This is a genomic window from Microbacterium sp. KU4F, assembly GCF_056868075.1.
The window spans coordinates 793,163-815,858 of the sequence record NZ_CP200324.1 but is presented as its reverse complement, the minus strand read 5'-3'; the positions used below and the strand labels follow the sequence as shown (position 1 = coordinate 815,858).

Below are 22,696 nucleotides of genomic sequence, written 5' to 3'. Positions count from 1 at the left end.
GGCGCCAGGAGCGTCCCGTCTTGCTCGCGCGCGAGCAATGCCGTTCGACAAACTCGGCACGCGGGAGCGCTCCGGCGGGAGCGCTCCCGGAAATCGAAGCTGACAGGCACTGCGAGTGAGCGCTAACATCCGAAGAGCCGTCGTCGTCGTCGGTCACAGCAAAGACGCTCCCCGAAAGGACCGTAGCCCGTGCCCACGTTGCACCGGGCGGCCCCCTCGCGCCGCCGAACACCCCGGACGCTCGCCGTCCCCGTCCTCGCCGCACTTGTCGCTGCACCACTGGTCAGCCCGCTGATCGCTCACGCCGACACCCCTACCGGTCTCGTCGCGCACTACGCGCTCGATGAGACGAGCGGTACGGTCGCGGTCGATTCGTCGGGCAACGCGCGCAACGCGGCCTATGTGGGCTCGCCCACGCTGACCGGTGCGGATGGCGTGCGTCTGGACGGTTCCGACGACTACGTGAAACTGCCCAACGACCTGCTGCGGGGGCTGTCCTCGGTGACGGTCAGCGCCCAGGTGCTCGTGCGCTCGGAGATGAGCGGCAACCACTTCCTGTGGAACTTCGGCAACACGACCAACGGCATCGGCGACGGCTACCTCTTCGCGACCTCGACGCCGTACCGTGCCGCCATCGGCATCGGCAACTGGAGCACGGAGCAGGGCCCCAACAGCGGCAACGGCAACAACGTGCCCCGTGACGTGTGGAAGACGCTCACCTACACCCTCGATGACGCGACCGACACGTCGCGCATCTACCTGGACGGCGTCCAGGTCGCCGTCAACACCCAGACGACGACGAAGCCGGGCGACATCGGCCAGGGCACGACGACGGCCAACTACATCGGGCGCTCCGCGTACAACGCCGACCGCCTGCTCGCCGGCAGCGTCCGCGACTTCCGGCTGTACGACCGCGCACTGAGCGCGAACGAGGTGGGCGACCTGATCTACGTCCCGCCCGTGCCGGGCGAGTCGGAGGCTGTGGATGCGGCGCTCGCCGCCGTGTCCGTGCCGAATGCCGACGACGTCCGCGGCAACATCACGCTCCCTGAATCGTCGAAGGGTCTCGACGTCTCGTGGTCGTCATCGAACACGGGCGTCGTCGGCACGGACGGCGTCGTCACCCGCGGCTCGAGCGATGCGGCGGTGACCGTCACCGCCAGCGTCACCAAGGGCAACACCACCCGCACGCGTGACATCGCACTGACGGTGCGCGCGGCGGTCGAATTGGCGCCGTTCGAGGGATACACGTTCGCCTACTTCACCGGCAATTCGGTGCAGGGGGAGAACATCTACTTCGCGGCCAGCAACGGCAACAACGCGCTGTCGTGGACCGAGCTGAACAACGGCAACTACACGCTCACCTCGAACTACGGCGAGAAGGGTCTGCGCGACCCGTTCCTCATCCGCTCTCCCGAGGGTGACACGTTCTACCTGATCGCGACCGACCTCTCCATCGGCCGCGACGGCAACTGGGACCGCTCGCAGCGCACCGGCTCGAAGTACATCGAGGTGTGGGAGTCGCACGACCTCATCACCTGGAGCGAGCAGCGCCACGTGAAGGTCTCGCCCGACACCGCCGGCAACACGTGGGCGCCCGAGGCGTACTACGACGAGTCGATCGGCGAGTACGTCGTGTTCTGGGCCTCCAAGCTCTACGCGGAGAACGACGTCAACCACACCGGCAACACCTACAACCGGATGCTGTACGCCACCACGCGTGACTTCGTCACCTTCAGCGACACCAAGATCTGGCAGGACGACGGCCTGTCGCGCATCGACTCGACCGTCATCAAGGCGGATGGTGTCTACCACCGCTTCACGAAGGATGAGGGCGCCGGCGGCACGGGCTGCAGCGACATCATCCAGGAGCGTTCGACCGACCTGCGCGCGCCGCTGTCGGGCTGGACGATGGAGGACTCGTGCATCGGCCGCGACGCCGGAACCGGTGCGGTCGAAGGACCGTCGGTCTTCAAGGCGAACCCGGGCGACGTGAACGGCGAGAAGTACTACCTCTTCGTCGACGAGTACGGCGGCCGCGGCTACATCCCGCTCGCCACCGACGACATCGCCAACCCGGACTGGAAGGTGCCCGCGAACTACCGTCTGCCCGCCAGCCCCCGCCACGGCACGGTGGTGCCGGTGACGGCGGCGGAGCTCACGGCACTGCGGGCCAACCTGCCGCAGCCGATCTCGGCGAACGAGGACGGCGAGGTCGTGCGGTACGACTTCACCGACGGCTCGGGCACCACGCTGCACGACCGCTCGGGCATGGGGCGCGATGCCACCATCCAGGGCGGAGCGACGTTCTCGAACGGCGCCCTGACCTTCGACGGCTCGAACGACTACGTCGATCTGCCCGACAACCTGCTGGCAGGGGTGACGGATGTGACGGTGGAGACCCGCGTGAAGATCGACGCGGCTCAGCGCAATCCCTACTTCCTCTACTCCTTCGGCAACACCGGCGGCGACGGCAAGGGCAACGGCTACCTGTTCTCCACCGGCAACGACGCGTACCGGGCGGCCATCACGACCGGCAACTGGACGGGGGAGCGCAACGCCACATCCGCCGCCGCCCTGCCGCGCAGCGAATGGGTGCACCTCGTGTACACGCTGAGCGGAAACACCGCGCGGCTGTACCTCAATGGTGTGCAGGTCGCGCAGAACGACGACGTGGCCGTGGATCCCGGTGACATCGGGGGCGGTCGCACGCTGGCGAACTACATCGGCAAGTCGGTCTACAACGAGGACAACCTCTTCCGTGGACAGGTGAGCGACTTCGTGCTCTACAACCGGGCGCTCTCGCCCGGCGAGGTCGTGGAGCGCTCGGGCAACACCGAGGTGCTCGGCGGTGTGAGCCTCGCCGACCCGTCGGTGCTGAAGATGGCGCCGATCGTGGATGTGGCGAATCGCACGGTGACCTTCCCGGTCAACCGCGGTACGGACCTCACGAAGCTCCGCCCCGTCTACGCGACCGCGGAGGGTGTGACGCCCTCGCCCGCATCCGGCTCGGTGCGCAACCTCACCACGCCGGTGACCGTGACGCTGTCGCGGGATGGTGCGGACAACGTCGTGTGGACGCTGAAGGCGGTCGAGGTGAAGACCCCCGTGCTGCCGGGCCTGTACGCCGATCCGAACATCGCGGTGTTCGGTGACACGTACTACATCTACGCGACGAGCGACGGCGTTCCCGGATGGGGCGGCAACACGTTCTACGTCTGGAAGTCGAAGAACCTCGTGGACTGGACGCGGAGCGCCGAGCCCTTCCTGACGCTCGACGGAGCCGATGGCAACGTGCCGTGGGCGACGGGCAACGCGTGGGCGCCGACGATCATCGAGAAGGACGGCAAGTACTACTTCTACTTCAGTGGTCACGAGCCGAACGCCAACCGCAAGATGATCGGCGTCGCGGTCGCCGACAACCCCGAGGGTCCGTTCACGGCCCAGGAGCTGCCGATGATCCGCAACGACGAGAGCGTCACGAGCGGGCAGGCGATCGACCCGGCCGCGTTCCACGACCCGAAGTCGGGCAAGTACTACCTGTTCTGGGGCAACGGGAGCCCGCTGTACGGCGAGCTGTCGGACGACATGACCAGCATCGTGCCCGGCACGATCACGCGGATCTCGGGTCTGCCGGAGTTCCGTGAGGGCCTGTTCATGAACTATCGCGACGGGCTGTACCACCTGACGTACTCGATCGATGACACGGGTTCGCCGAACTATCGCGTCGGCTACGCCACGTCGACGAGCGTCGACGGCCCGTGGACCTACCGCGGCATCCTGCTGCAGAAGGACACCACGCAGGGCATCCTCGGCCCGGCGCACAGCTCGATCATCAATGTTCCGGGCACGGACGACTGGTACATCGCGTACCACCGCTTCGCCATCCCGGGCGGTGACGGCACGCACCGTGAGACGACGATCGACCGCATCCAGATCGGTTCCGACGGGTTGTTCCAGCCGCTGGTTCCGACCCTTACCGGTGTGGAGCCGCGGACGGTGCCGGGCACGGGTCCCGACCCGGAGCCGAGCGAGTCGTCGTCTCCGTCGCCCGAGCCGAGTGGATCGGCATCGCCTTCGCCGAGCCCCAGCGGTTCTGCGTCGCCGCAGCCGTCTCCGCAGCCGAGCGCTCCTGGAGTCTCGGTCTCGGCGTCGACCGTGGAGCGCGGCGGAATCGTGAAAGTCACCGTGACGGGTCTCGCGCCCGGTGAGCAGGTCACGGCGGAGCTGCGCAGCGACCCCATCCGGATCGCGGGCATCCCCGCGGCCGACACGACCGGCACGGTGGTGTTCGACGTGCAGATCCCCGCGGATCTGCCCGCCGGCGTCCACACGATCGTGGTCTTCGGCGCCGACGGGTCGGAGATCGCTCGCCAGCTGATCACCGTTGTCCCGGCGGGTCAGCTCGCCGTGACCGGTGCGCAGGGCCCCTTGGGTGTTGCGCTCCTCGGATCGCTGCTGATGGTGATCGGCGGAATGGCGTGGTTCCTGCGTCGTCCGCGTCGCCGAACGGTCTGATCGCCCTCTGAAACGGCCGGGGCCGGCACGGTATGCCTTTCGGGGCATATCGTGTCGGCCCTCGCTGTCTGGGGCGGCCGACTGCGGCCCCGAACGGTACGCTGCGCCGAGGACAACACGCGGAGGAGAACCGAGGGCATGGACCTGGAAGCTCGTTTGGTCGCGCTGGTGGCCGAGGCGGTCGTACCCGTGCTCAAGCCGCGCGGCTATCGCAAGAAACGACTCACCTGGACGAACGAGACACCGGATGCGGCCTACGAGATCGCGCTGCAGCGCAGTCACGGCAACAGCGGGGATCATCTGCGCATCTACATCGAGGGCGCGGCGTACGTGCCCGCGTTCGATCGGGCGATCGGGAGATCGGTGCCGGCCTCGGTGAGCGCGGGGACCGCCCAGTACCGTCAGCGCTTTGAGAGCATCGTGGACTGGCCCGCGCAGTGGATCGACCTCGAAACGTGGTCGCACGATGCGTTGGTGCCGCGGCTGCGTGAGGCGTTGGAGTTCCTCGCCGATCATCTTGAGGCCATCCGATCCGCGGACGAGCTTGCGGCGGCGAAGCTCGCGGCGGGCGCCGGGCTCGACTTCGACCTCTTCGCCTGGTGGTGCGTGACGGAGAACGAGGCGGCGCGCGCCGCGCAATATCAGCAGGCGTTGGCGACGTTCGGCCAGGAAGAGAGATGGCCCCGCCTTCGCGAGCAGTTCGCGACTGTCGCGACTCGGTATGGGCTGAGTCTGCCCGACTGACCCGACGCTCCAGTCGTCCGCGAGGCGATTCTGTGCGGCGGCTGTGGATAATTCGAGCGGGCGGTCGCCCATCGCCCGCAGGATGCTGCGCATGTCACCGTCATCCGCTCTCCGCGATGCGATGCCCGCCGAGGCCACGCTCGCCGAACGGGTGCGTGCGCGTCTGCGGGCCGACGGGATCGACCCCACGCGGGACCCCGAGGCGGGGGAGCGGCTGGCCCGCGCCGAGGTGCGTCGGCACAACGACACAGCGCTCGCGCGGGGTGCGGCGACGCTCGACGACGAGGACGCGTCCGTCCGCGGTGTGCTCGCGACCGTCGCCGGTTACGGACCCCTGCAGCCGCTGCTCGATGATCCGGAGATCGAAGAGGTCTGGATCAACGCACCCGACCGGGTGTTCGTGGCACGTGAGGGGCGCTCTGAGCGGACCGGTGTGGTGCTCACCGAATCCCAGGTGCGCGAGCTCGTCGAGCGCATGTTGCACGCGACCGGGCGGCGTGTCGATCTGAGTCAGCCGTTCGTCGACGCGTCGCTCCCGGATGGCAGCCGGTTGCACGTCGTGATCGGCGGGATCACGCGCAAGCACTGGGCCGTCAACATCCGCAAGTTCCTGCCGCGCTACCGCAGGCTGGCGCAGCTCGTCGCCACGGGCACACTGCCGCCCCAGGTCGCCGAACGGCTGAGTCGGGCGATGCGCCAGGGCGACAGCATCCTGGTGTCGGGTGCGACGCACGCGGGCAAGACGACGATGCTGGCGGCGCTCATCGCCGAGTGCGCACCGCACCAGCGGATCATCACCGTCGAGGAGACGTTCGAGCTCGCCGTCGACGCGCACGACATCGTGGCGCTCCAGGGCCGCCAGCCGAGTCTCGAGGGCACGGGCGAGGTCACGCTGCGACGGCTCGTGAAAGAAGCGCTCCGGATGCGGCCCGACCGCCTCATCATCGGTGAGGTGCGCGACGCGGAGGCACTCGATCTGCTGCTCGCGCTGAACACGGGCGTGCCGGGCGCCGCCACCATCCACGCGAACTCCGCCCGCGACGCCCTCGTGAAGCTCGCGTCACTTCCGCTGCTGGCGGGACGCAACATCGATCGGGGCTTCGTCGTGCCGGCCATCGCTTCCAGCATCGACCTCGTCGTGCACTGCGCGCAGGACGCCCGCGGCGCGCGACACGTCGTGGAGGTGATGCAGACGACCGGCGAGGTCATCGATGGTGTGGTCGAGGTCGTCCCCGTGTACGAGGCGGTCCGATGACGATCCTGCTCGGTGCGCTCCTCGGCGCCGGAATCCTCCTCCTGCTCGCGCCTCGCTTGTGGCCCGCGAGTGCGAAAACTGACCGCCCCGCGCCGCGGAGATCTCGGGGCGCGGTACTCCTGGCGGAAGCGGGTTTCGCGCACCTGCCCCTCAGCGTGCTCATTCTCGCCTCTGCAGCCGGCGCGGTTCTCGCCGCAGCGGTCGCCTGGCTGCTCACCCAGGTGCCGGCGTTCGCCCTGCTCGCCGCGCTCGCGGGGGCGGCGGCACCCGCGCTGTGGCTCCGCGGCCGAGCGCGCCGGCTCCTCAGGGTCAGGCGGGGACTCTGGCCCGACGTCTGCGACCTGCTCATCGCGTCGGTGCGGGCCGGCTTCGCGCTGCCGGATGCGCTTGCGTCGCTGCAGAGCTCGGCACCCACGCCCCTGCGCCCCGCCTTCGCGGGTTTCGCGCGGGACCTCGCCGCATCCGGTCACTTCGAGACGAGTCTCGACCGGTTGAAGGTGGCGCTGTCCGATCCGGTGGCGGACCGCATCCTGGAGACGCTGCGGATGGCCCGACAGGTGGGCGGAACCGAGCTGGTTCCGGTACTGCGGTCGCTGTCGGGGGCCGTACGGGCGGATGCGGCGGTGCGCGCCGAAGTGGATGCGCGACAGTCGTGGGTGCGCGGCGCCGCGGTGCTGGGGCTGGTCGCTCCGTGGGTGATCCTCGTGCTGCTGGCCCTCCGGCCGGAAGGCTCCGCCGCCTATTCGAGCCCCGAGGGCGTCGTGCTGATGGTCGTCGGCGCGCTCGTCTCTGTCGCCGCGTTCCGGATGATGCTGGCGGTCGGGCGACTCCCCGAGCCGCGGAGGTGGTTCGGATGACCCCTGCCGGCGTCACGCAGGTTGCGCTCGCGGTGCTTCTCGGTGGAGCGCTGGGTGCCGGGATCTCCCTGATCCTCTGGGCGACGCCCCGCTGGCGCGCGGTCTCGCTCGGGCGCCGGATCGCACCGTACCTGCGCGACGTCGCTGACCCGCGCGGACTGACGCCGCTGCACGCGCCCGTGCGTGACACGGGGGAGAAGCTGCTCCGCCGGTTGGGCGCGCGCGTGGGCGGCGCGGCCGATCTCGAGGTGCGACTGCGTCGGGCGGGATGGCGGATGGATGCGGCGGCCTTCCGGGCACGCCAGCTCACCTGGGCGGTCGTGGGCCTCTTCGCCGGCGCGGTCCTGGTCGTGGCCCTTGTCGTCGCCGGATCCTTCGCTCCCGCGGTCGGCGTCCTCCCGCTGCTGGGAGCCGCGGCCGGAGCGATCGGCTACGACCTGCGCCTCGGTGCGGCGGTTCGAGCCCGCGCTGCGCGGGCCGCCGAGGAGCTGCCCACCATCCTGGAGTTCCTCGCCCTGTGTCTCGCGGCCGGAGAGAGCGCATTCGATGCGATCCGGCGCGTCTCATCCGTCGGCTCCGGCGAGATCGTCGCGGAACTTCGTCGCGCGGTGCTCGACGTCGGCACCGGATCGTCGCTGAGTGACGCGCTCGGCTCCGTCGGACGGGCGATCGATACGCCCGCCGTGGCCCGCAGCATCGACCAGATCGTCGCGGCCATCGACCGCGGGGCGCCGCTCGCGCAGGTCCTGCAGGCGCAGGCGACCGACGCGCGCGAGGACGCCAAGCGCGTGCTCATCGAGAAGGCCGGTCGCAAAGAGATCTACATGCTGCTGCCGCTCGTCTTCCTCATCCTGCCGCTCAGCGTGCTCATCGCTGTGTTTCCCGGCATCGTCCTGCTGCGGCTGGGGTTGTCATGACCCCCGTCCGGCCCCTCGTGCTCGTGAAGGAGGGCACCATGTTCGATCGTTCCCCCATACGTCGCCTGCGCACAGCGTGGGGCAATCTCCTCGCCGACGAACGCGGCGACGTTCCGGGCTGGGTATTGATCACCCTGATGACCGCGGGTCTCGTCGTGGTGATCTGGGCGCTCGCCGGTCCCGCGCTCGCGGATCTGTTCACGCAGGCGATCGACCGCGTCAGCGGGTTCTGAGCGATGGCCGACCGGCATCCGCTGCTCGACGACGAAGGGGCAGCCCCCGTCGAGTTCGTGCTGGTCGGCGCTGTCCTGACGTTCCTCACCCTCGCCGTGCTGCAGTTGGGGTTCGCCGTCTACATCCGAAACGTCGTGCACGACGCGGCAGTCGAGGGGGCGTATCACGCTGCCCTCGCGGATACGAGCCTGGCAGAAGGGGCCGCGCGCACAGCGGATGTCGTCGCCCGGGTCGTGGGTGATGCCTACCCGGTGGAGGTGCAGGCCGCGGAGACCGACCGCTTCGGCTATCCCGCGACCGAGGTCACAGTGCGGGCGACGTTGCCGGTCGCGGGTCTGTGGGGCGTGCCCGAGGCGTTGGAGGTGACCGCTCATGCGCCGAACGAGAGCTTCGACTGAGTTCACATCGCTCCTGGAAGACGAGGGGGGCAACGCGTCGCTCGAGTTCATCGTGGCAGGCCTCATCCTGCTCGCGCCGCTCGTCTACCTGATCGTCGCGCTCGGAGCGATCCAGTCGCAGGCGCTCGGCGTGGAGGCGGCGGCCCGCCATGTCGCCCGAGCAGTGTCCACCGCGGCGAACGCGGAGGATGCGGCTGCTCGCGCCGACCTGGTTCTGGCGGCCGTCGCGGAGGAGTACGGGATCGATCCGGATGCGGTCGTGCTGCGATGGGAGTGCGCCCCCGCGGGTGTCGAGTGCCCGTCCGCCGGGGCGACCCTGCTCCTCAGCGTGAGCACGGATGTCCCGCTGCCCTTGGTGCCGCCGGTGCTGGGGCTCGACCAGCTCGCATCCGTTCCGGTCGAGGCGAGTGCCGCGCAGAAGGTGTCACGGCTGTGGGGGACGACGCCGTGAGGCGCCTCGCGCGCGACGACGAGGGCAGCATCCTGCCGCTCGTGATCGGTTACGCCGTGCTCGCTCTCGCCGCGATCTTCGTGTGCGTGTCGGCGACCAGCCTGTATCTCGCGCAGAAGCGCCTGGACGGTGTCGCGGATGCGGCTGCCCTCGCCGGTGCGGACGGTTTCACGCTGTCGGTGGTCGACGGCGCGCCGCGGGCTGAGCTGAGCGCAGACGGCGTACGCGAGCAGGCCGAGGCGCTGGTGGCGTTCTCCGGTGACGCGACCCTGGTGTCGGCGTCGACGCCCGACGGCGTCTCAGCGCAGGTGACGGTGGCGGGGGTGTGGCATCCGCCGCTCGTGTCGATGTTCGTCCCCGAGGGCGTCGCACTTGAGGCGACCGCCACCAGTAGGACGGCGCTGCGGTAGCGCGGGGTCACACCGCGTCGGGCGAGGTGAGCGCGGCGACCATGCCGGGCTCGAGCCATGACGGGCGCTGGTCGTCCGGGATGACCGGGGCGGCAAACCTCACACGATCCGGAGCCCAGCCCGGGGTCACGACGCTGCCGATCAGCGCATAGCCCCGCGGATCGATGAGCCGGAGCGCCTTCGTCGTGCCGGCGGGACACACCACCATCGGCTGCTCACCCGCATCCACATCCGTGCCGAGCACGTGCCGCTCGATGGTTCCCGCGTCCGTGGCCAGGAGATACTCGACCGGTCCGCCCGCGATGAGCACATGGATGTCGTCGGATGCGAGCCGATGCCAGTAGTTGACCGGACGCTCCGCGTCGAGCAGGTAGTAGATCGAGTTGTGCGCGGCCAGCGTGTCCTCACCCTCGGTGACCGGCAGCTCGGAACGGGAGCGCGGCGCCCACCACCCGGACTCGACGGGGAGTGGCTCGAGCTGCAGCGTGCGTCGCCAGTACTCGGCGCGGGAGGGGGCGTCGGGCGTCATCCCTCGAGGATGGCAGATGCCCGAGCGGCACGGATCGCCGCCGCGAGCGACACGACGATGGTCGCGATGAACACGACCACCACGATGACGGCGAAAACGACGGCTGCCACGCCGCTGAGCAGGAGCGCGCCCGCGCTCGCCGCGGCGCTCGCGGCGAAGCCGGCCCATGCCCACTGCGCCGCCGCGCGGTGCGCAGCGGTCCAGGCGGCGGGCGAACGCAGCGTGGACCGGATGCGGATGCCGGCGAGGCGGTTCTTGCCCAGCACGCCACTTGCGGCGAGCTGGGTGAGCACGGCCGAGACGAGGAGCAGAGCGGGGAACACGATCACGCCTGTCATGCCCTCAGCCTAGCCAATTGTTCTACTAACATTGCAAACATGTTGTTCCGCGTCGATCACGCTTCTTCGCTGTCGCTCTCCGACCAGATCGCCTTGCAGGTGCGGGCCGGCATCGTGTCGGGTGCGCTGGCGCCGGGGGAGCGCCTTCCGGCCGCGCGCGACCTGGCGACCGCGCTGCGCGTGAACATGCACACGGTCCTCCGTGCCTACGCGCGGCTGCGCGACGAAGGCATCATCGAGATGCGTCAGGGCCGCGGCGCGTGGGTGCGTCCGGAGGCGAACCCGACGCTCGTGCGGATCACCGAGCTGGCCGGGCAACTGGCCGCCGAGGCGCGCAAGATCGGACTGAGCCCGCAGGAGATCCTGCGGCTCGTGGAGTCATCGTGAGGGCGCGGCTTCGCTGGGTGCCGGCACTGACCGCGCTCGCGCTGCCCGCGCTGATGATCGCCGGTACCGGGCTCCTGTGGCGCGATGCGCTTCCCGACCGTATCGCCACGCACTGGTCCGATCTCGGGGCGGCGGATGGCGACGCGCCGACTATCGTCGTGTTCGTCATCGTCCTCGGGGTCGCTGCGGCGGCGGCGATCACGGGAACGGTGCTCGTCATCGCTTCCCGGCCGATGGCGCGCGGCACGAAGGCGAGCATGTTCTGGCTCGGGATGCCGGCCGCGCTCGCCGCGGCATGCTGGCTCGTGCCCGCGTGGCTGACCCTGCGCGCGGGATCGGCCGACGATGCCGTGCTCGGCGTCTGGATCATCCCGCTGCTGCTCTGCATCCTGTACGGCGTCGTTCCCTACGCCGTGGCGCCGCGGCCAGGAGCGACCGAGGAGCCGGGCGCGCAGACGATGCCTCTCGCGCCGAGCGAGGTCGGCGCATGGAGCCACACCTTCACGGCGAACATCTTCGTCTACGCCACGATCGTCGTCGCGGCGATCGCCGTCGTCGTCATCGTCCCGCTCGCGGCCTCGGGATCGCTCGGGTCTGCCTGGCTCGCACCGGTCATCCTGCTCGTCGCCACCGTGGTGCTCGCCTCCTTCATCCGCATCCGCGTGAGCGCGGACTGGCGCGGCCTGCGCGTCGTGTCGCTTCTGCTGCGCATTCCACTCAAGCGCGTCCCGCTGGCCCGCATCCGTCGCGCCGAAGCCGCACAGCTGAACCCCGGCGAGTGGGGAGGATGGGGCTACCGCATCATGCCGGGGCGCTCTGCGCTCGTGCTGCGCAGCGGTCCGGGGCTTGTCATCACGAGCGTGGACGGCACGCAGTTCGCGATCAGTCTCGCGGATGCCGACAACCCCGCACGGCTGCTCAATACACTGCGCGGGCAGGAGGTCGGAGCGGACTCAGCGTGATCCGGGTCAGGCGCTGGGTCTCGCCCGCGCCGCAGCGACACCCTTCGGCAAGAAGGCGGCGCCGGCGACCGCCACGAACCCCGAGAGGCCCAGCACGCCGAGCGCCACGACCGGACCGGAGACGGCGAGCAGCATCGCGGTGACGGCGCTGCCGAGCACGGCGCCCACTTGGCGGGTCGCGTTGTACGTGCCGGATGCGGCCCCCGCGAACTCCACGGGCACCGAGGTCATCGCGGCGGTCGCGAGCGGCGACCAGACGAACGAGTTCGCGAAGCCGAAGAGTCCGAGTGCGAGCACGAGCACGCTGATCGGAGCGCCGGTATCAGCCGCGACGGCACAGGCGCAGACGGACACGACCATCGCCGCCGACCCCGTGACGGCCACGGGTCGCGCACCCCACCGGCGCACGCAGAGGCCGGCGAGCGGCGCCGTCACGGCCGACACCACGCCGAGGGGGAGCACGACGAGGGTCGCCGTGCCCACATCCAATCCGCGCTCGTTCTGCAGATGGAGCATGACGGGGATGAGCGCCGCGCCCACGATGAAGCTCGCGCTCGTCGCCGACGACACCGCCGCGACGAACCCGCGGCTGCGCACGAGCAGCCCAGGAACCAGTGCACGCCGCGGGTCGCGCGGCTGGAACACGAACGCGAGCGCGGTCAGCGCGATGCCCGCCGCTGCGACGACGATCGTCAGCCATCCCGCCGTATGCGGGGCCTCATGCACCGCGAACACCAGGGCGAACACGCCCACGGCGCTCGCCGCCGCCGTCACCACCGGCACGGTGCCGCCGGCCGCGGGCAGGCGCGGTGCCCACCACACCACCATCGCCAGCGCGACGACGCCGAGCGGAACGTTGACGAGGAAGATCGCGGGCCAGTCCGCCCAGGCGATCAGCACACCGCCCAGCAGCGGACCGCTCGCGGCCGCGACACCGCCGACCGCGCTCCAGACGCCGAGCGCGGTCGGCAGGGATGCGGCGGGGAACACCCGACGGATCATGGCGAGGGATTGCGGCGTCATCAGCGCCGCCCCGGCGCCCTGCGCGATCCGCGCCGCGACCAGCACCTCCAGGGTCGGCGCCAGTCCGCACGCCAGTGACGCCGCCACGAACACGCCCAACCCCACGATGTACACGCGTCGGGGGCCGAAACGATCTCCCCACCGCCCGCTGCACAGCAGCGGCACCGCATAGGCGAACAGGTAGCCGCTGTTGACCCAGACCGTCGCCGCATCCGTCACCTCGAAGTCGGCCGCGATCGAGGGCACGGCCACCGCGACGATCGTCGAGTCGAGGAGCATCAGGAAGAACCCGAGACACATGGCCACGAGCGTCAGCCACGGCGAACGCGTGCGCGCAAGGCGAGGCGGAGCCGCGGATACGGCGACGGGAGCGGTCACGAGGCGAGGTTCTCCCGCAGCGTCGTGCCGGGGTAGCGCGGCGCGAGCGCACCCCGAGCCCGCAACTCGGGCAGCAGCAGCTCCGCGATGTCGGCGTATCCCGCGGGAGCGGCCAGCGGTGAGCTGAACATGTAGCCGCCGCGCTCGCCGGTTGCCGCGAAGTTCTCCTGCAGAGCGTCCGCGATCTCGGCGGCAGACCCGCACAGCGTGTGGTCCATCCCGGTCGCGTGGTGCCAGCCGGCCGCGAAGAAGTCCGCCCGGCTCATCCGGTGGTCCTCGCCGTGCTCGTCCATCAGAGCGCCCACGAGTCCGCCCGGGGTGGCCTGGGCGGCACGGATCTTCTCGGCGAGATCGCCCAGACGGAAGTGTGCGGGCAGCGTCGAGAAGTCGTAGCCCGCGTTGTGGGAGAGGTGTGTGCCCACCGCCTCCTCGTCCCAGAACGACAGCACCTCACGACGCCGCTCCTCCGCTTCGGCCCGCGTGCGGCCGACGATCACCTGCGTCGCCCAGAGGATGCCGACGGAAGCGGGGTCGCGGCCCGCATCCGCCAACGCCGCATCCAGCGCGGCACGGTGCCGCTGCTGCCCTGCGAGCGAGCCGCCGTAGCCGAACACCACGTCGGCGAAGCCGGCCGAGGTGGCGATGCCGCGCGGCGAGTTGCCCGCCTGCACCAGCACCGGATGCACCTGCGGACTCGGCACCGCGCTCAGCGGACCCTTGACCTGGAAGAACGCGCCGCGGTGGTCGATCGCGCGCACCTTGTCGGGATCCGCGAACCGGCCCGTCGTGCGATCGCGCACGATCGCGTCCGGTGCGACCGAGTCCCACAGGCCCTTGCAGACCGCGATGAACTCGTCCATGCGCTCGTACCGCTTCGCGTGCTCCATGAGTTCGTCGAAGCCGTAGTTGGCCGCATCCGCACTGCGCGTGGAGGCGACCACGTTGAATGCGATGCGTCCGCCGGTCACGTGATCCAGCGAGTTCAGCAGCCGAGCCACATAGAAGGGATGCATGAAGGTCGACGAGTACGTCAGGCCGAAGCCGATATGGTCCGTCACCGTCGACATGGCCGCGACGATCGGGCTCATGTCGTGCCGGGGCCACTGCACGCCCCACTCGACGGCGGGAGCGATCGATCCGCGCCAGGTGTCGGGGATGCCGCTGCCGTCGCCGAAGAACAGCAGGTCGACCCCGGCGCGCTCCGCCGTCACGGCGATCTCCTGGAACATGCGCACATCGGGGAAGTCGTAGCCCACCCACGACCCGGGCCGCGCCCAACGGCCCTCCGTGTGCGTGAACGACAGATCGAAGGCCGTGTGGATGCCGCTCATGCCGTGACCTCCTCACGCGACGCGGTCCACAGCCCCGCGATCTCGGCGATCGGCATGAGCAGCCCCACGTTCAGGGCGAGGGACTCGAGCGCCGCGTCATGCAGACGGACGTCATACGCCGCCGTTGCATCGGCCGCGATGACGACCGGCCAGTCGCGCTGGACGGCGTCGAACGCCGTCGCCGCCACGCAGCATTCAGTGGTGAGCCCCGCGATCGTGACCCAGGTGATGCCCGCGTCGCGCAGGACGGCCTCCAGCTCCGTGGCCACGAAGCCGCTGTAGCCTCGCTTGACGATGCGCGCCTCCCCGGGGGCGGGGGATACCCGATACCACTCGGCGCCGGGAGTTCCGGTGATGCACGGCGCATCGGGGATCTGCGCCTCGGGCTCGCCGGTGTGCAGCCACGAGCTCGCGTGCCATACGGCATCGGGGGCGCTCTCGAGTTCGACCCACACCACCGGCACACCGGTCGCGCGGGCGTGGTCGACGAGGGTCGCGGCGCGTTCCACAGCCTCAGCGACGTCGGCGAGCGCGGTCTCGTCCAGACCGAACGCCGCGAGGTGCTCGGGGTCGCCGAACGAGCGCTGCACATCCACGACGAGCAGGGCCGGGCGGGCCTCGGCAGCGGTGAGCACCGCGAGCTGCCGCTCGCGCAAGGCGCTCATACGGTCGCCGCCGTGCCCGCGTGCGCGCGCAGCGCCGGCAGCACCGCCTCGCCGAAGGCGGCCATGTCGGTGAGGTAGTCGGGGAAGATGAGCATGAGCCCGTCCAGCTCCGCCGTCTCGACGACACGGAGGATGCGCTCCACCAGCGTCTGGGCCGATCCGGTCACGTAGGGCGTCTGGAACGCCTCCGTGCCCTGAGCCCCCTCGGCCCACGACAGCGCGCGGTTCGGATCCCATCCCCACGAGCGCCGCATGTTCGCCAGCGCCTCCCGGTCCAGTCCTTCGCCGTAGTGCTGCGCCCGAGCCTCGGCCGCCGCATCCGTCTCGTCCTGCACGATGGTCAGCATCGAGTACGTCCGTGCCTCACGTCCGTGCTCCGCTGCGCGGGCATGCACGTCGCGGGAGAACTCCCGCATCTCGTCGAGGCTCTCCGAGCCGAGGAACGCCCCGTCGGCGTACTTCGCCTGGAAGGCGCGCCCGCTCTCGGATCGCCCCGCGCTGATGATGGCGGGCCTGGTCGCCGGATGCGGCCGCGACTGGCAATCGGTAAGAGTGAAGAAATCGCCCGCGTGGGTGACGGACTCCTCGCTCCACAGCCGCAGCACGAGCTGGGTCCACTCCTCGGTCATCCGGTAGCGGTCGGCGTGCGACATGTCGGCGTCCCATATGCCCATCTGCTCGAACTCGTCGGCGTACGAGCCGTTGACGATGTTCATCCCCGCGCGACCGTGGCTGATCTGCTGCAGCGTCGTGAACACTTTGGCGGCGAACGCGGGGTTCTGCATGTTCGCGTGGATGGTGGCCCAGATCTTCACACGGCTCGTGGCCTCGGCGATGCCGGCCATCATCGTGATCGACTCGATCGTCTCGCCCCAGTGGTCGGTGGCGCCGCCGAATCCGCGCCACTTGGCCATCGCCATGACGAAATCGAGGCCGATCTGCTCGCCGAGCACGGCGACCTGCTTGTTGTAGTCGTAATCGGCGGGCGGATAGGGGGCGGTGCCGGAGATCAGCCAGCCGCCGGCGGCGTTGGGGAGGAAGACGCCGTACTCGGTCATGCTCATGGGATGTTCCTGTCGTTCGGAGAGAGGTGTCAGGGCGCGGGCCAGACGAGTGCGTCGCCGTCGTAGATCGCCTCGATGAACGAGGTGTCGATGTACGAGGACGCGTCGTCTGCGGTCGCGGGGTTCTCGAGCAGGTCGTAGTCGACGAGCATCTTCCCGAGCGCCGCGTAGTTGTCGGTGTCGATGGCGCCGAGCGACCAACCGTCGGGGAGGGTGTCGGCGACCGTGGCGACCTCCGTCTCCCAGATGCGCTGGTTGTGCGCCGCGTCATAGCCGTCGCCGCTCAGCTCGGCGGTGTAGCCGACGCACTCCTCGGCGTTGTCGGCGCAGTACGCGTAGGCATGCAGGATCGCGCGGAGGAAGTCCTCGACGGCGGTCGGATGCTCGCTCGCGAACGCGGGGTTCACCGCCATCGCGCCGAGCGAGGAAGGCACACCGTAGTCGTACGGGCTCCAGACGGTGACCTCGTCCCCGGCCGCTTCGAGCAGGTTCGGCTCGTTGGAGATGAAGCCGGTGAGTGAGGTGACCTGCCCGCGGGGGAGCACGGAGGGGTCGTAGCCGACCTGCACCTGCTCGATCGTCGACATGTCGACGCCCTCCTCGTCGAGCATCGCCGCGACCGTCGGGGGCAACTGACCCTTGTGGCCGAGGATCGTCCCCTCGAGCTGGGTCAGCTTGGTGACGTCGGGCATCGTCAGCAGCACTTCGAGGCCCTCGTTGGAGTACGACGAGATGCCGAGCACATCGACGCCCGCATCCTGCGCCTGGATGAGGTTCTGCAGGCTGAGCGGGGTGAACTGCACCGTGCCCGCCGCCAGGAGCTGGGTGTTCTGGCTCGTCTCGCCCGAACCGGGCTCGAGCGACACGTTCAGGCACAGATCGTCGAAGTAGCCGAGTTCCTTTGCGGCGACCACCTCGAGGATCGACGCGGACGCCTGCCACTGGTATCCGCTGAGGTACGTGATCTCACCCGCATCCTTGTTGAGCGAGCAGCGTTCGGCGGAGACGGCCGAACCGGCATCTGCCGCCGGCGCGGTGTCGGCGGGGCCGGCGCAACCGGCGAGGGCGAGGGCGAGGGCTGCGAGCGCGAGCGGTGCAGCGAGCAGCAGGGGGCGTCGGGTCATGGCGGTGTACTCCCGGATAAGCGGTGGATGGTGCGGGTCGGGTGGTGCGGGTGGTGCCAGGGTGGTGCGGTTTCGGGCACGCCGGCCGGGCCCCCTGACCGTGGTGGCGCAGGAGGGGCATGGGATGTGTGCGTCAGCCTCTACGGCCGGGCGCGTGTGATTCGTGCCAGTGCAGAGCGCGTCGCTCCGCGGCGGTGACGACGGCGAGCAGTGCGGAACCCATGAGAGCCAGCACGAAGATCGACGCGTAGACGACCGCGAGCTTGTTGTTGGCGCTGGCGAGCTTGATCGCGGTTCCGAGGCCTTCCGCCGCGCCGGGGGCGAACATCTCGGCGACCACGGCGCCGACGACCGACAGCGGGAAGACGATCTTCAGCGCCGCGAACAGGAAGGGAAGGGAGCTGGGGATGCGCACGAACCACAGCATCTCCAGTCGCGAGGCCCGGATGGTCTCGTAGAACTGCATCACGGGAGCCGGCACCGAGCGCAGCCCGATCGACACGTTGATGAGGATGGGGAAGAAGCAGATGAGGGCGGTCACGACGAGCTTCGGCTCCGGGCCGAATCCGAACGCGACCACGAGCGCCGGGGCGATCGCCACGAGGGGCGTCACGTTCAGCACGACGGCGATCGGCATGATCGCGCGACGAAGCACGGGCACTTCGCTGACCGCGATGGCGAGGATGAAGGACGCGACGAAGGCGATGGCCAGACCGATGAGCGACTCCTGCAAGGTCACCCACGCGTTCGTGACGTAGAACAGCGGGTTGGAGACGATCGCCGTCACGACGTCGCCGAGCGGGGGGAGCAGGAACGGCATCTCGGCCGATCCCCACCACCACAGCAGCGCCAGCGCCACGATCATGAGTGTCAAGGGAGCCCAGACGGCGGGGCGATACCAGGCGCGTTTGGTCGAGCGGCGCACCGGACGGGGGGATGCGGCCGGCGTGGCGGCGACCTCGACGCCGCGGGCGTCGGTCGAGGACATAGCGGTCATGGCTCCTCCTCAGGCTGCCGAAGTCGACGGTGTGCGCCAGGCGTCCTGCAGCCGGCGGCGGATGAGGTCTTCGTAGTGGTGGAACGCGGGGGTGTTGATCTGCGCAGCCGGACGCGGTCGGGACAGATCGATGTCGATGACGTCGACGATGCGTCCCGGGCGCGGCGCCATCACGACCACCGTGTCCGAGAGGCGTACGGCCTCGGTGACCGAGTGCGTCACGAACACGACCGTCGTCTTGTACTCGTCCCACAGATCCAGCAGGTGCTCCTGCAGGGATTCACGGGTGAACTCGTCGAGCGCCGAGAAGGGCTCATCCATCAGCAGCACGTCGGGACGAAGGCCGAACGCGCGCACGATGGCCACCCGCTGCTGCATGCCGCCGGAGAGCTGTGCGGGCAGCTTGTCGAGGGCATCTCCCAGACCCACCTCGCGCAGCATGTGCGTGAGCTCCTCGGTGCTCGCGGTCGTCGTCGTGCCGGCGGTGGCGGGGCGGCGTCGCGAGCCGCCCCGGTTGACGCGTTGGGGGAGCGTGACGTTCTGCAGCACCGACTTCCACGGCAGCAGGGCCGGCGCCTGCGGAACGAGACCCACCATCTTCGCCTCGCACGCGGCGTCGGGCGAGACGCCGAAGACGCTCACCGTGCCGGCATCCGGCTGCTCGAGACCTGCGATCGCGCGCAACAGCGTCGACTTGCCGCATCCGCTCGGCCCGATCACGCTCACGAAGCGTCCGGCGGGGATCTCCAGGTTCACGTCCCCCAGCGCGACCAGTGCGCCTGCTCCCGTGCCGTACATCTTGTTGAGCGCGTCGATGCGGATGCCCGCGACGCCGCTCATGCGATGCTCCGAAAGGTGCGGTCCTGATAGACGAGAGGTGCGCGCTCGCTGACGCACACCTCCTCGACGGCGAGAAGCAGCATGAGGTGGTCTCCCATCGTGACGCGGCTGTCGACGCGCGTGATGAGTGAGGCCATCGCGTCGGCGAGCACCGGAAGGTGCGGGTAATCGGGGTGGGCGGAGAAGGTCGAGAACTTGTCGACGCCCTTCGTCGCGAAGCGGCGTGCCAGATCGCCGTGACCGTCCGCGAGGATGTTGATCGCCACGGCCTCGGACGCCTGGAACGCGTCGTAGGAGTCAGCGGTATCGGCCAGGAAGACCGCGACGAGCGCGGGATCGGCGGACACCGACGTGAAGCTGTTCGCCGTGAACCCGTAGTCCACGCTGTCGTGGCGGGTCGTGGCGACGGTGACGGATGTGGCCATCCGGCCGAGGGCCGCGCGCAGAGAACCGGTCACCTCGGGCGCGGGTGCGGAACGGAACATGAGACCTCCCATGGGAATCAATCGCAGACGATGATCATGGAGAGCGTGCCGGGTGGACGATCAGTGGTCGATCCGGCGGAGGTCCATCTGACGATGACGTTACGGGGCGGGTGTTTCACGCAGGGCGACGGTCCTGTTTCAGCTGTGTGAACAGCGCTCCGGGTCAGAGCGTCGCCGCATCCGGCAGTGCGTGCAACTCGCCCGCGTCCCACAGGAGCACCTCGAGTCCGACATCCGCCGCTGCCCGGCGGAGCCAGGATCCCGTTCGGAACGCCGGGAGGGCGCCGGTGCCGATGCACAGCACGGCGCGCGCTCCCGGCGTCAGACAGGTGCGCACCCAGGTGAGCTTGAACATGTCGGCCATGAGCTTGTTGCGGTGCTGCGAGGTGAAATCGCCGGTGCGGATCACCAGCTGAACGACGAGCGAGCCGTCCTCTGACGCCCCCTCGATCTCGGTGCGGCTGCCGTCCGAGAGCCGGAGGTGACGCGGACGCACCTCCACGCCGAAGCGCCCGCCGAGCGCAACCAGAGCCGCCCGCTCGACGCTGCCCGCCTCGAACCGACCCCACTCGTTGCGTGGTGCCGCCGGTCCGCGCTCGTTCACGCGGTCACTGTAGGCAGTGTGGATGACGCGCGTGTTACGCGCGCACCGGCGGTCAGGCGGCTTGACCCCGCCGCAACGTCATAGTTGTGACTGGGTGCATGATCGTCATTCCGCTTGCTTACCTGGCCTCCACTTTCCTCTCCCTGCTCGGGAACTCGATCGCCGCCGTCGCCCTGCCGCTCATCGTTCTACAGGTGACGGGCAGCGCCCTCGGCGCGGGTGCCGTCGCCGCAGCCACGGCGGTTCCCGCCATCCTCGCCGGACTGTTCGCAGGCGTGATCATCGACCGCGTCAACCGGCGCACCGCCTCGATCGCCGCAGATGTGATCTCGGCGCTCGCCGTCGCGGCCCTCCCCGTCGTCGACCTCCTCTGGGGGCTGAACCTGGGGTGGTTCGTGATCCTCGGGATCGTCGGTGCCCTCGGCGATGTTCCCGGCATGACGGCACGCGAGACGCTCCTTCCGGCGATCGTCCGCCACGGCCGGTGGGGCGCCGAACGGCTCATCGGCGCGCGGGAAGCGCTCGGAGCGATCGCGATCATGCTCGGTCCCGCACTCGCCGGCGTGCTGCTGGTGATGCTCGACGGAAGCAGCGTGCTGTGGGTGACGGCGGCCACTTCCTTCGCCGCCGCGACCATGACCCTGCTGCTGCCGCGGAGTGTCGGTGCGATCTCAGACAGAGTGGCGTCGCACGGGAACGGATGGGCGCAGGTGCGAGAGGGGTGGCGCGTGCTCGCGGGCAGTCGGTTCCTCGTCGCGACGACCTCGCTCAGCCTGCTCTCGGTCTTCGTGCTCGCCTCGATGCAGGCACTCGTTCTCCCGGTGTACTTCACCCTGGAGGGAGAGCCAGGTCTCCTCGGCCTCGTGCTCTCCGCGCTCGCCGCCGGCATGCTGGTCGGGGCCATGTACGCCCTCGTCGGTCGGCGCGGGTCTCGTCGGGGGTGGTTCCTCACGGGACTCCTGGGGAGCGGGGCAGGGTTTGCGCTGATCGGCGCCCTGCCGTCGGTCTGGGTCGTGCTCACGGGCGCCGCGGTCCTGGGTCTTGCCGCGGGCGTGTTCAACAGCCTGATCGGCGTGCTCATGATCGAGCGAATCCCAGATGCCCTGCGCGGCCGCATCCTCGGTACGCAGAACGCGGTGCTGACGGCGGCGCCGCCCGTGGGGATCGTGCTCGCCGCCGTGCTCACCGAATATGCGGGCGTCGATATGGCTGCCGCGCTGCTCGCGAGCGTGTGGCTCATCGCGCTCGTCGTCGGGCTCACCGCGAGATCACTGCGTAGCCTGGATGCCGTGACCGACACGGATGCGGGGTGAGACCCCGTGCGCAGCGGTGAACTCGCCCGCCTCGCCGGCGTCACGGTGCGTGCCCTCCGGCACTACCACCAGGAAGGCGTCCTGCCCGAGCCCGAACGCGGGAGCAACGGCTACCGCGAGTACCGTGTGAGCGACCTGGTGCGGGTGCTCCGCATCCGTCGGCTGGCGGCGGTGGGCATCCCGCTCGACGAGATGGCCGCTCTGCTCGACGGCGAGGCGGCGGATCCGGGCGCCCTCCTCGACACCCTCGACGCGGAGCTCGCGGCGCAGGTCGATCGGCTCAGAGCGCAGCGCTCGCTCATCGCGCGGCTGCGCGCCACCGACGCGGCGCCCGACGTTCCGCCCGAACTCGCTCCTCATCTCGCCGTGCTCGCCGCGGCCGGTGGTCCCGCCGGCCTGGCGAGCATGGACCGCGATCAGTCCGTGCTGCTCGCCCACCTCGCCGGCGACGAGGGCATGCCGCGGCTTGAGCGCCTCTACGAGATCCTCAGCGCGCCCGCCCTCGCGTCGCTCGTCGCCGAGATCTCGGCACGGTTCGCCGAGTTCGACGCCGACACCCCGTCCGCGGAGTTCGACGGGTTCATCGAGACCGTGGTCACGGCCTTCGCTCCCGTCGTCGCCGAGCTGACGGATGCGGGCGGCGCCGTCGACCTGGGGTCGGGGGCGGATCTGGTCGACGACCTCGTCCGCATCCAGTTCACGCCCGAGCAGCGTCGCGTCCTGCGCGAGATCGAACGCCGCCTGTCCTGACGCAGAGCCTCTCGCCCGCGAGACTGCATATCCGGCACGAGATCACTGTGATTACCCGTGATCTCGTGCGAAAGATGCAGTCTCGCGGGGGGGGGAGAGAGAGAGGAGGGCCCTCGGGCGGG

At 69.9% G+C, this 22,696-nt stretch carries 24 protein-coding genes; 13 read left to right on the top strand and 11 right to left on the bottom strand.

All coding sequences use genetic code 11. The features are described 5' to 3' along the window. The first annotated feature begins 189 nt into the window (after positions 1-189). From AC1VNH_RS04115 to AC1VNH_RS04075, 9 genes are all read left to right on the top strand, one after another. Positions 190-4,518, top strand: coding sequence for a family 43 glycosylhydrolase (locus AC1VNH_RS04115; protein ID WP_483110044.1), 4,329 nt, complete (start codon positions 190-192; stop codon positions 4,516-4,518). A 138-nt stretch (positions 4,519-4,656) separates the two neighbouring features. Next, positions 4,657-5,262, top strand: coding sequence for a DUF4304 domain-containing protein (locus AC1VNH_RS04110; protein WP_483110043.1), 606 nt, complete (start codon positions 4,657-4,659; stop codon positions 5,260-5,262). A gap of 91 nt (positions 5,263-5,353) precedes the next feature. Further along, a complete protein-coding gene (locus AC1VNH_RS04105; RefSeq protein ID WP_483110042.1) occupies positions 5,354-6,517 on the top strand; it encodes a TadA family conjugal transfer-associated ATPase in 1,164 nt (387 codons plus the stop codon). Beyond that, positions 6,514-7,374: a type II secretion system F family protein gene (locus tag AC1VNH_RS04100; protein ID WP_483110041.1), complete on the top strand. Its 861-nt coding sequence runs from the start codon at positions 6,514-6,516 to the stop codon at positions 7,372-7,374. Before AC1VNH_RS04105 ends, AC1VNH_RS04100 begins: the two co-directional genes overlap by 4 nt. Then, positions 7,371-8,291 (top strand): type II secretion system F family protein, encoded by a 921-nt coding sequence (locus AC1VNH_RS04095; RefSeq protein WP_483110040.1) that lies wholly within the window; start codon positions 7,371-7,373, stop codon positions 8,289-8,291. Before AC1VNH_RS04100 ends, AC1VNH_RS04095 begins: the two co-directional genes overlap by 4 nt. 38 nt (positions 8,292-8,329) lie before the next feature. After that, complete coding sequence (locus tag AC1VNH_RS04090; protein ID WP_137417346.1) at positions 8,330-8,524, top strand: hypothetical protein; 195 nt, start codon at positions 8,330-8,332, stop codon at positions 8,522-8,524. Between the two features lie 3 nt (positions 8,525-8,527). After that, positions 8,528-8,923 carry a TadE/TadG family type IV pilus assembly protein gene (locus tag AC1VNH_RS04085; protein ID WP_483110039.1) on the top strand — a complete coding sequence of 132 codons (396 nt, stop codon included), beginning with the start codon at positions 8,528-8,530 and terminating at the stop codon, positions 8,921-8,923. After that, a complete protein-coding gene (locus AC1VNH_RS04080) occupies positions 8,898-9,374 on the top strand; it encodes a TadE family protein (RefSeq protein WP_483110038.1) in 477 nt (158 codons plus the stop codon). The genes AC1VNH_RS04085 and AC1VNH_RS04080 overlap by 26 nt, the downstream gene beginning before the upstream one ends. Beyond that, on the top strand, positions 9,356-9,784 hold the full coding sequence (locus AC1VNH_RS04075; RefSeq protein WP_483110037.1) for a pilus assembly protein TadG-related protein: 429 nt from the start codon (positions 9,356-9,358) through the stop codon (positions 9,782-9,784). Before AC1VNH_RS04080 ends, AC1VNH_RS04075 begins: the two co-directional genes overlap by 19 nt. 7 nt (positions 9,785-9,791) lie before the next feature. Here the strand turns inward: AC1VNH_RS04075 and AC1VNH_RS04070 are convergent, their stop codons facing one another. After that, positions 9,792-10,313: a cupin domain-containing protein gene (locus AC1VNH_RS04070; RefSeq protein ID WP_483110036.1), complete on the bottom strand. Its 522-nt coding sequence runs from the start codon at positions 10,311-10,313 to the stop codon at positions 9,792-9,794. Beyond that, positions 10,310-10,651, bottom strand: a complete 342-nt coding sequence (locus tag AC1VNH_RS04065; RefSeq protein ID WP_483110035.1) for an SdpI family protein — start codon at positions 10,649-10,651, stop codon at positions 10,310-10,312. The genes AC1VNH_RS04070 and AC1VNH_RS04065 overlap by 4 nt, the downstream gene beginning before the upstream one ends. 39 nt (positions 10,652-10,690) lie before the next feature. Here AC1VNH_RS04065 and AC1VNH_RS04060 point away from each other — a divergent pair, with 39 nt between their 5' ends. Continuing rightward, positions 10,691-11,038 carry a GntR family transcriptional regulator gene (locus AC1VNH_RS04060; protein WP_483110034.1) on the top strand — a complete coding sequence of 116 codons (348 nt, stop codon included), beginning with the start codon at positions 10,691-10,693 and terminating at the stop codon, positions 11,036-11,038. After that, positions 11,035-12,000 carry a hypothetical protein gene (locus AC1VNH_RS04055; protein WP_483110033.1) on the top strand — a complete coding sequence of 322 codons (966 nt, stop codon included), beginning with the start codon at positions 11,035-11,037 and terminating at the stop codon, positions 11,998-12,000. The genes AC1VNH_RS04060 and AC1VNH_RS04055 overlap by 4 nt, the downstream gene beginning before the upstream one ends. Positions 12,001-12,006: 6 nt before the next feature. Here AC1VNH_RS04055 and AC1VNH_RS04050 read toward each other — a convergent pair whose 3' ends face one another. The 9 genes from AC1VNH_RS04050 to AC1VNH_RS04010 all read right to left on the bottom strand — a co-directional run bounded on the left by AC1VNH_RS04050 (position 12,007) and on the right by AC1VNH_RS04010 (position 20,511). Next, positions 12,007-13,401: an MFS transporter gene (locus AC1VNH_RS04050; protein ID WP_483110032.1), complete on the bottom strand. Its 1,395-nt coding sequence runs from the start codon at positions 13,399-13,401 to the stop codon at positions 12,007-12,009. Then, on the bottom strand, positions 13,398-14,732 hold the full coding sequence (locus tag AC1VNH_RS04045) for an NtaA/DmoA family FMN-dependent monooxygenase (protein WP_483110031.1): 1,335 nt from the start codon (positions 14,730-14,732) through the stop codon (positions 13,398-13,400). Before AC1VNH_RS04045 ends, AC1VNH_RS04050 begins: the two co-directional genes overlap by 4 nt. After that, positions 14,729-15,397 (bottom strand): cysteine hydrolase family protein, encoded by a 669-nt coding sequence (locus tag AC1VNH_RS04040; RefSeq protein WP_483110030.1) that lies wholly within the window; start codon positions 15,395-15,397, stop codon positions 14,729-14,731. Before AC1VNH_RS04040 ends, AC1VNH_RS04045 begins: the two co-directional genes overlap by 4 nt. Further along, the gene (locus tag AC1VNH_RS04035; protein WP_483110029.1) at positions 15,394-16,461 is read right to left on the bottom strand and encodes an LLM class flavin-dependent oxidoreductase; all 1,068 of its coding nucleotides are present in this window, start codon (positions 16,459-16,461) and stop codon (positions 15,394-15,396) included. Before AC1VNH_RS04035 ends, AC1VNH_RS04040 begins: the two co-directional genes overlap by 4 nt. 29 nt (positions 16,462-16,490) lie before the next feature. Beyond that, positions 16,491-17,585 (bottom strand): ABC transporter substrate-binding protein, encoded by a 1,095-nt coding sequence (locus tag AC1VNH_RS04030; RefSeq protein WP_483110028.1) that lies wholly within the window; start codon positions 17,583-17,585, stop codon positions 16,491-16,493. Between the two features lie 133 nt (positions 17,586-17,718). Then, positions 17,719-18,582: an ABC transporter permease gene (locus AC1VNH_RS04025; RefSeq protein WP_483110027.1), complete on the bottom strand. Its 864-nt coding sequence runs from the start codon at positions 18,580-18,582 to the stop codon at positions 17,719-17,721. Between the two features lie 9 nt (positions 18,583-18,591). Further along, on the bottom strand, positions 18,592-19,422 hold the full coding sequence (locus AC1VNH_RS04020) for an ABC transporter ATP-binding protein (RefSeq protein ID WP_483110025.1): 831 nt from the start codon (positions 19,420-19,422) through the stop codon (positions 18,592-18,594). After that, on the bottom strand, positions 19,419-19,907 hold the full coding sequence (locus tag AC1VNH_RS04015; protein WP_161594065.1) for a flavin reductase family protein: 489 nt from the start codon (positions 19,905-19,907) through the stop codon (positions 19,419-19,421). The genes AC1VNH_RS04020 and AC1VNH_RS04015 overlap by 4 nt, the downstream gene beginning before the upstream one ends. 163 nt (positions 19,908-20,070) lie before the next feature. Continuing rightward, complete coding sequence (locus tag AC1VNH_RS04010) at positions 20,071-20,511, bottom strand: hypothetical protein (protein ID WP_137417330.1); 441 nt, start codon at positions 20,509-20,511, stop codon at positions 20,071-20,073. 98 nt (positions 20,512-20,609) lie between these two features. Here AC1VNH_RS04010 and AC1VNH_RS04005 point away from each other — a divergent pair, with 98 nt between their 5' ends. Together AC1VNH_RS04005 and AC1VNH_RS04000 are read left to right on the top strand one after the other, a co-directional pair. Further along, positions 20,610-21,824 carry an MFS transporter gene (locus tag AC1VNH_RS04005; protein WP_483110023.1) on the top strand — a complete coding sequence of 405 codons (1,215 nt, stop codon included), beginning with the start codon at positions 20,610-20,612 and terminating at the stop codon, positions 21,822-21,824. Positions 21,825-21,830: 6 nt separating this feature from the next. Next, positions 21,831-22,574: a MerR family transcriptional regulator gene (locus tag AC1VNH_RS04000; protein WP_483110021.1), complete on the top strand. Its 744-nt coding sequence runs from the start codon at positions 21,831-21,833 to the stop codon at positions 22,572-22,574. Positions 22,575-22,696 lie beyond the last annotated feature (122 nt).

Excerpts from the sequence above, each read along its gene's own strand:
- AC1VNH_RS04025 (WP_483110027.1), bottom strand. The coding sequence starts at position 18,582 with ATGACCGCTATGTCCTCGACCGACGCCCGCGGCGTCGAGGTCGCCGCC.
- AC1VNH_RS04080 (WP_483110038.1), top strand. The coding sequence starts at position 8,898 with ATGCGCCGAACGAGAGCTTCGACTGAGTTCACATCGCTCCTGGAAGAC.
- AC1VNH_RS04040 (WP_483110030.1), bottom strand. The coding sequence starts at position 15,397 with ATGAGCGCCTTGCGCGAGCGGCAGCTCGCGGTGCTCACCGCTGCCGAG.
- AC1VNH_RS04085 (WP_483110039.1), top strand. The coding sequence starts at position 8,528 with ATGGCCGACCGGCATCCGCTGCTCGACGACGAAGGGGCAGCCCCCGTC.
- AC1VNH_RS04100 (WP_483110041.1), top strand. The coding sequence starts at position 6,514 with ATGACGATCCTGCTCGGTGCGCTCCTCGGCGCCGGAATCCTCCTCCTG.
- AC1VNH_RS04105 (WP_483110042.1), top strand. The coding sequence starts at position 5,354 with ATGTCACCGTCATCCGCTCTCCGCGATGCGATGCCCGCCGAGGCCACG.
- AC1VNH_RS04015 (WP_161594065.1), bottom strand. The coding sequence starts at position 19,907 with ATGTTCCGTTCCGCACCCGCGCCCGAGGTGACCGGTTCTCTGCGCGCG.
- AC1VNH_RS04090 (WP_137417346.1), top strand. The coding sequence starts at position 8,330 with ATGTTCGATCGTTCCCCCATACGTCGCCTGCGCACAGCGTGGGGCAAT.
- AC1VNH_RS04095 (WP_483110040.1), top strand. The coding sequence starts at position 7,371 with ATGACCCCTGCCGGCGTCACGCAGGTTGCGCTCGCGGTGCTTCTCGGT.
- AC1VNH_RS04020 (WP_483110025.1), bottom strand. The coding sequence starts at position 19,422 with ATGAGCGGCGTCGCGGGCATCCGCATCGACGCGCTCAACAAGATGTAC.
- AC1VNH_RS04030 (WP_483110028.1), bottom strand. The coding sequence starts at position 17,585 with ATGACCCGACGCCCCCTGCTGCTCGCTGCACCGCTCGCGCTCGCAGCC.
- AC1VNH_RS04060 (WP_483110034.1), top strand. The coding sequence starts at position 10,691 with ATGTTGTTCCGCGTCGATCACGCTTCTTCGCTGTCGCTCTCCGACCAG.
- AC1VNH_RS04005 (WP_483110023.1), top strand. The coding sequence starts at position 20,610 with ATGATCGTCATTCCGCTTGCTTACCTGGCCTCCACTTTCCTCTCCCTG.
- AC1VNH_RS04110 (WP_483110043.1), top strand. The coding sequence starts at position 4,657 with ATGGACCTGGAAGCTCGTTTGGTCGCGCTGGTGGCCGAGGCGGTCGTA.
- AC1VNH_RS04070 (WP_483110036.1), bottom strand. The coding sequence starts at position 10,313 with ATGACGCCCGACGCCCCCTCCCGCGCCGAGTACTGGCGACGCACGCTG.
- AC1VNH_RS04035 (WP_483110029.1), bottom strand. The coding sequence starts at position 16,461 with ATGAGCATGACCGAGTACGGCGTCTTCCTCCCCAACGCCGCCGGCGGC.
- AC1VNH_RS04065 (WP_483110035.1), bottom strand. The coding sequence starts at position 10,651 with ATGACAGGCGTGATCGTGTTCCCCGCTCTGCTCCTCGTCTCGGCCGTG.
- AC1VNH_RS04045 (WP_483110031.1), bottom strand. The coding sequence starts at position 14,732 with ATGAGCGGCATCCACACGGCCTTCGATCTGTCGTTCACGCACACGGAG.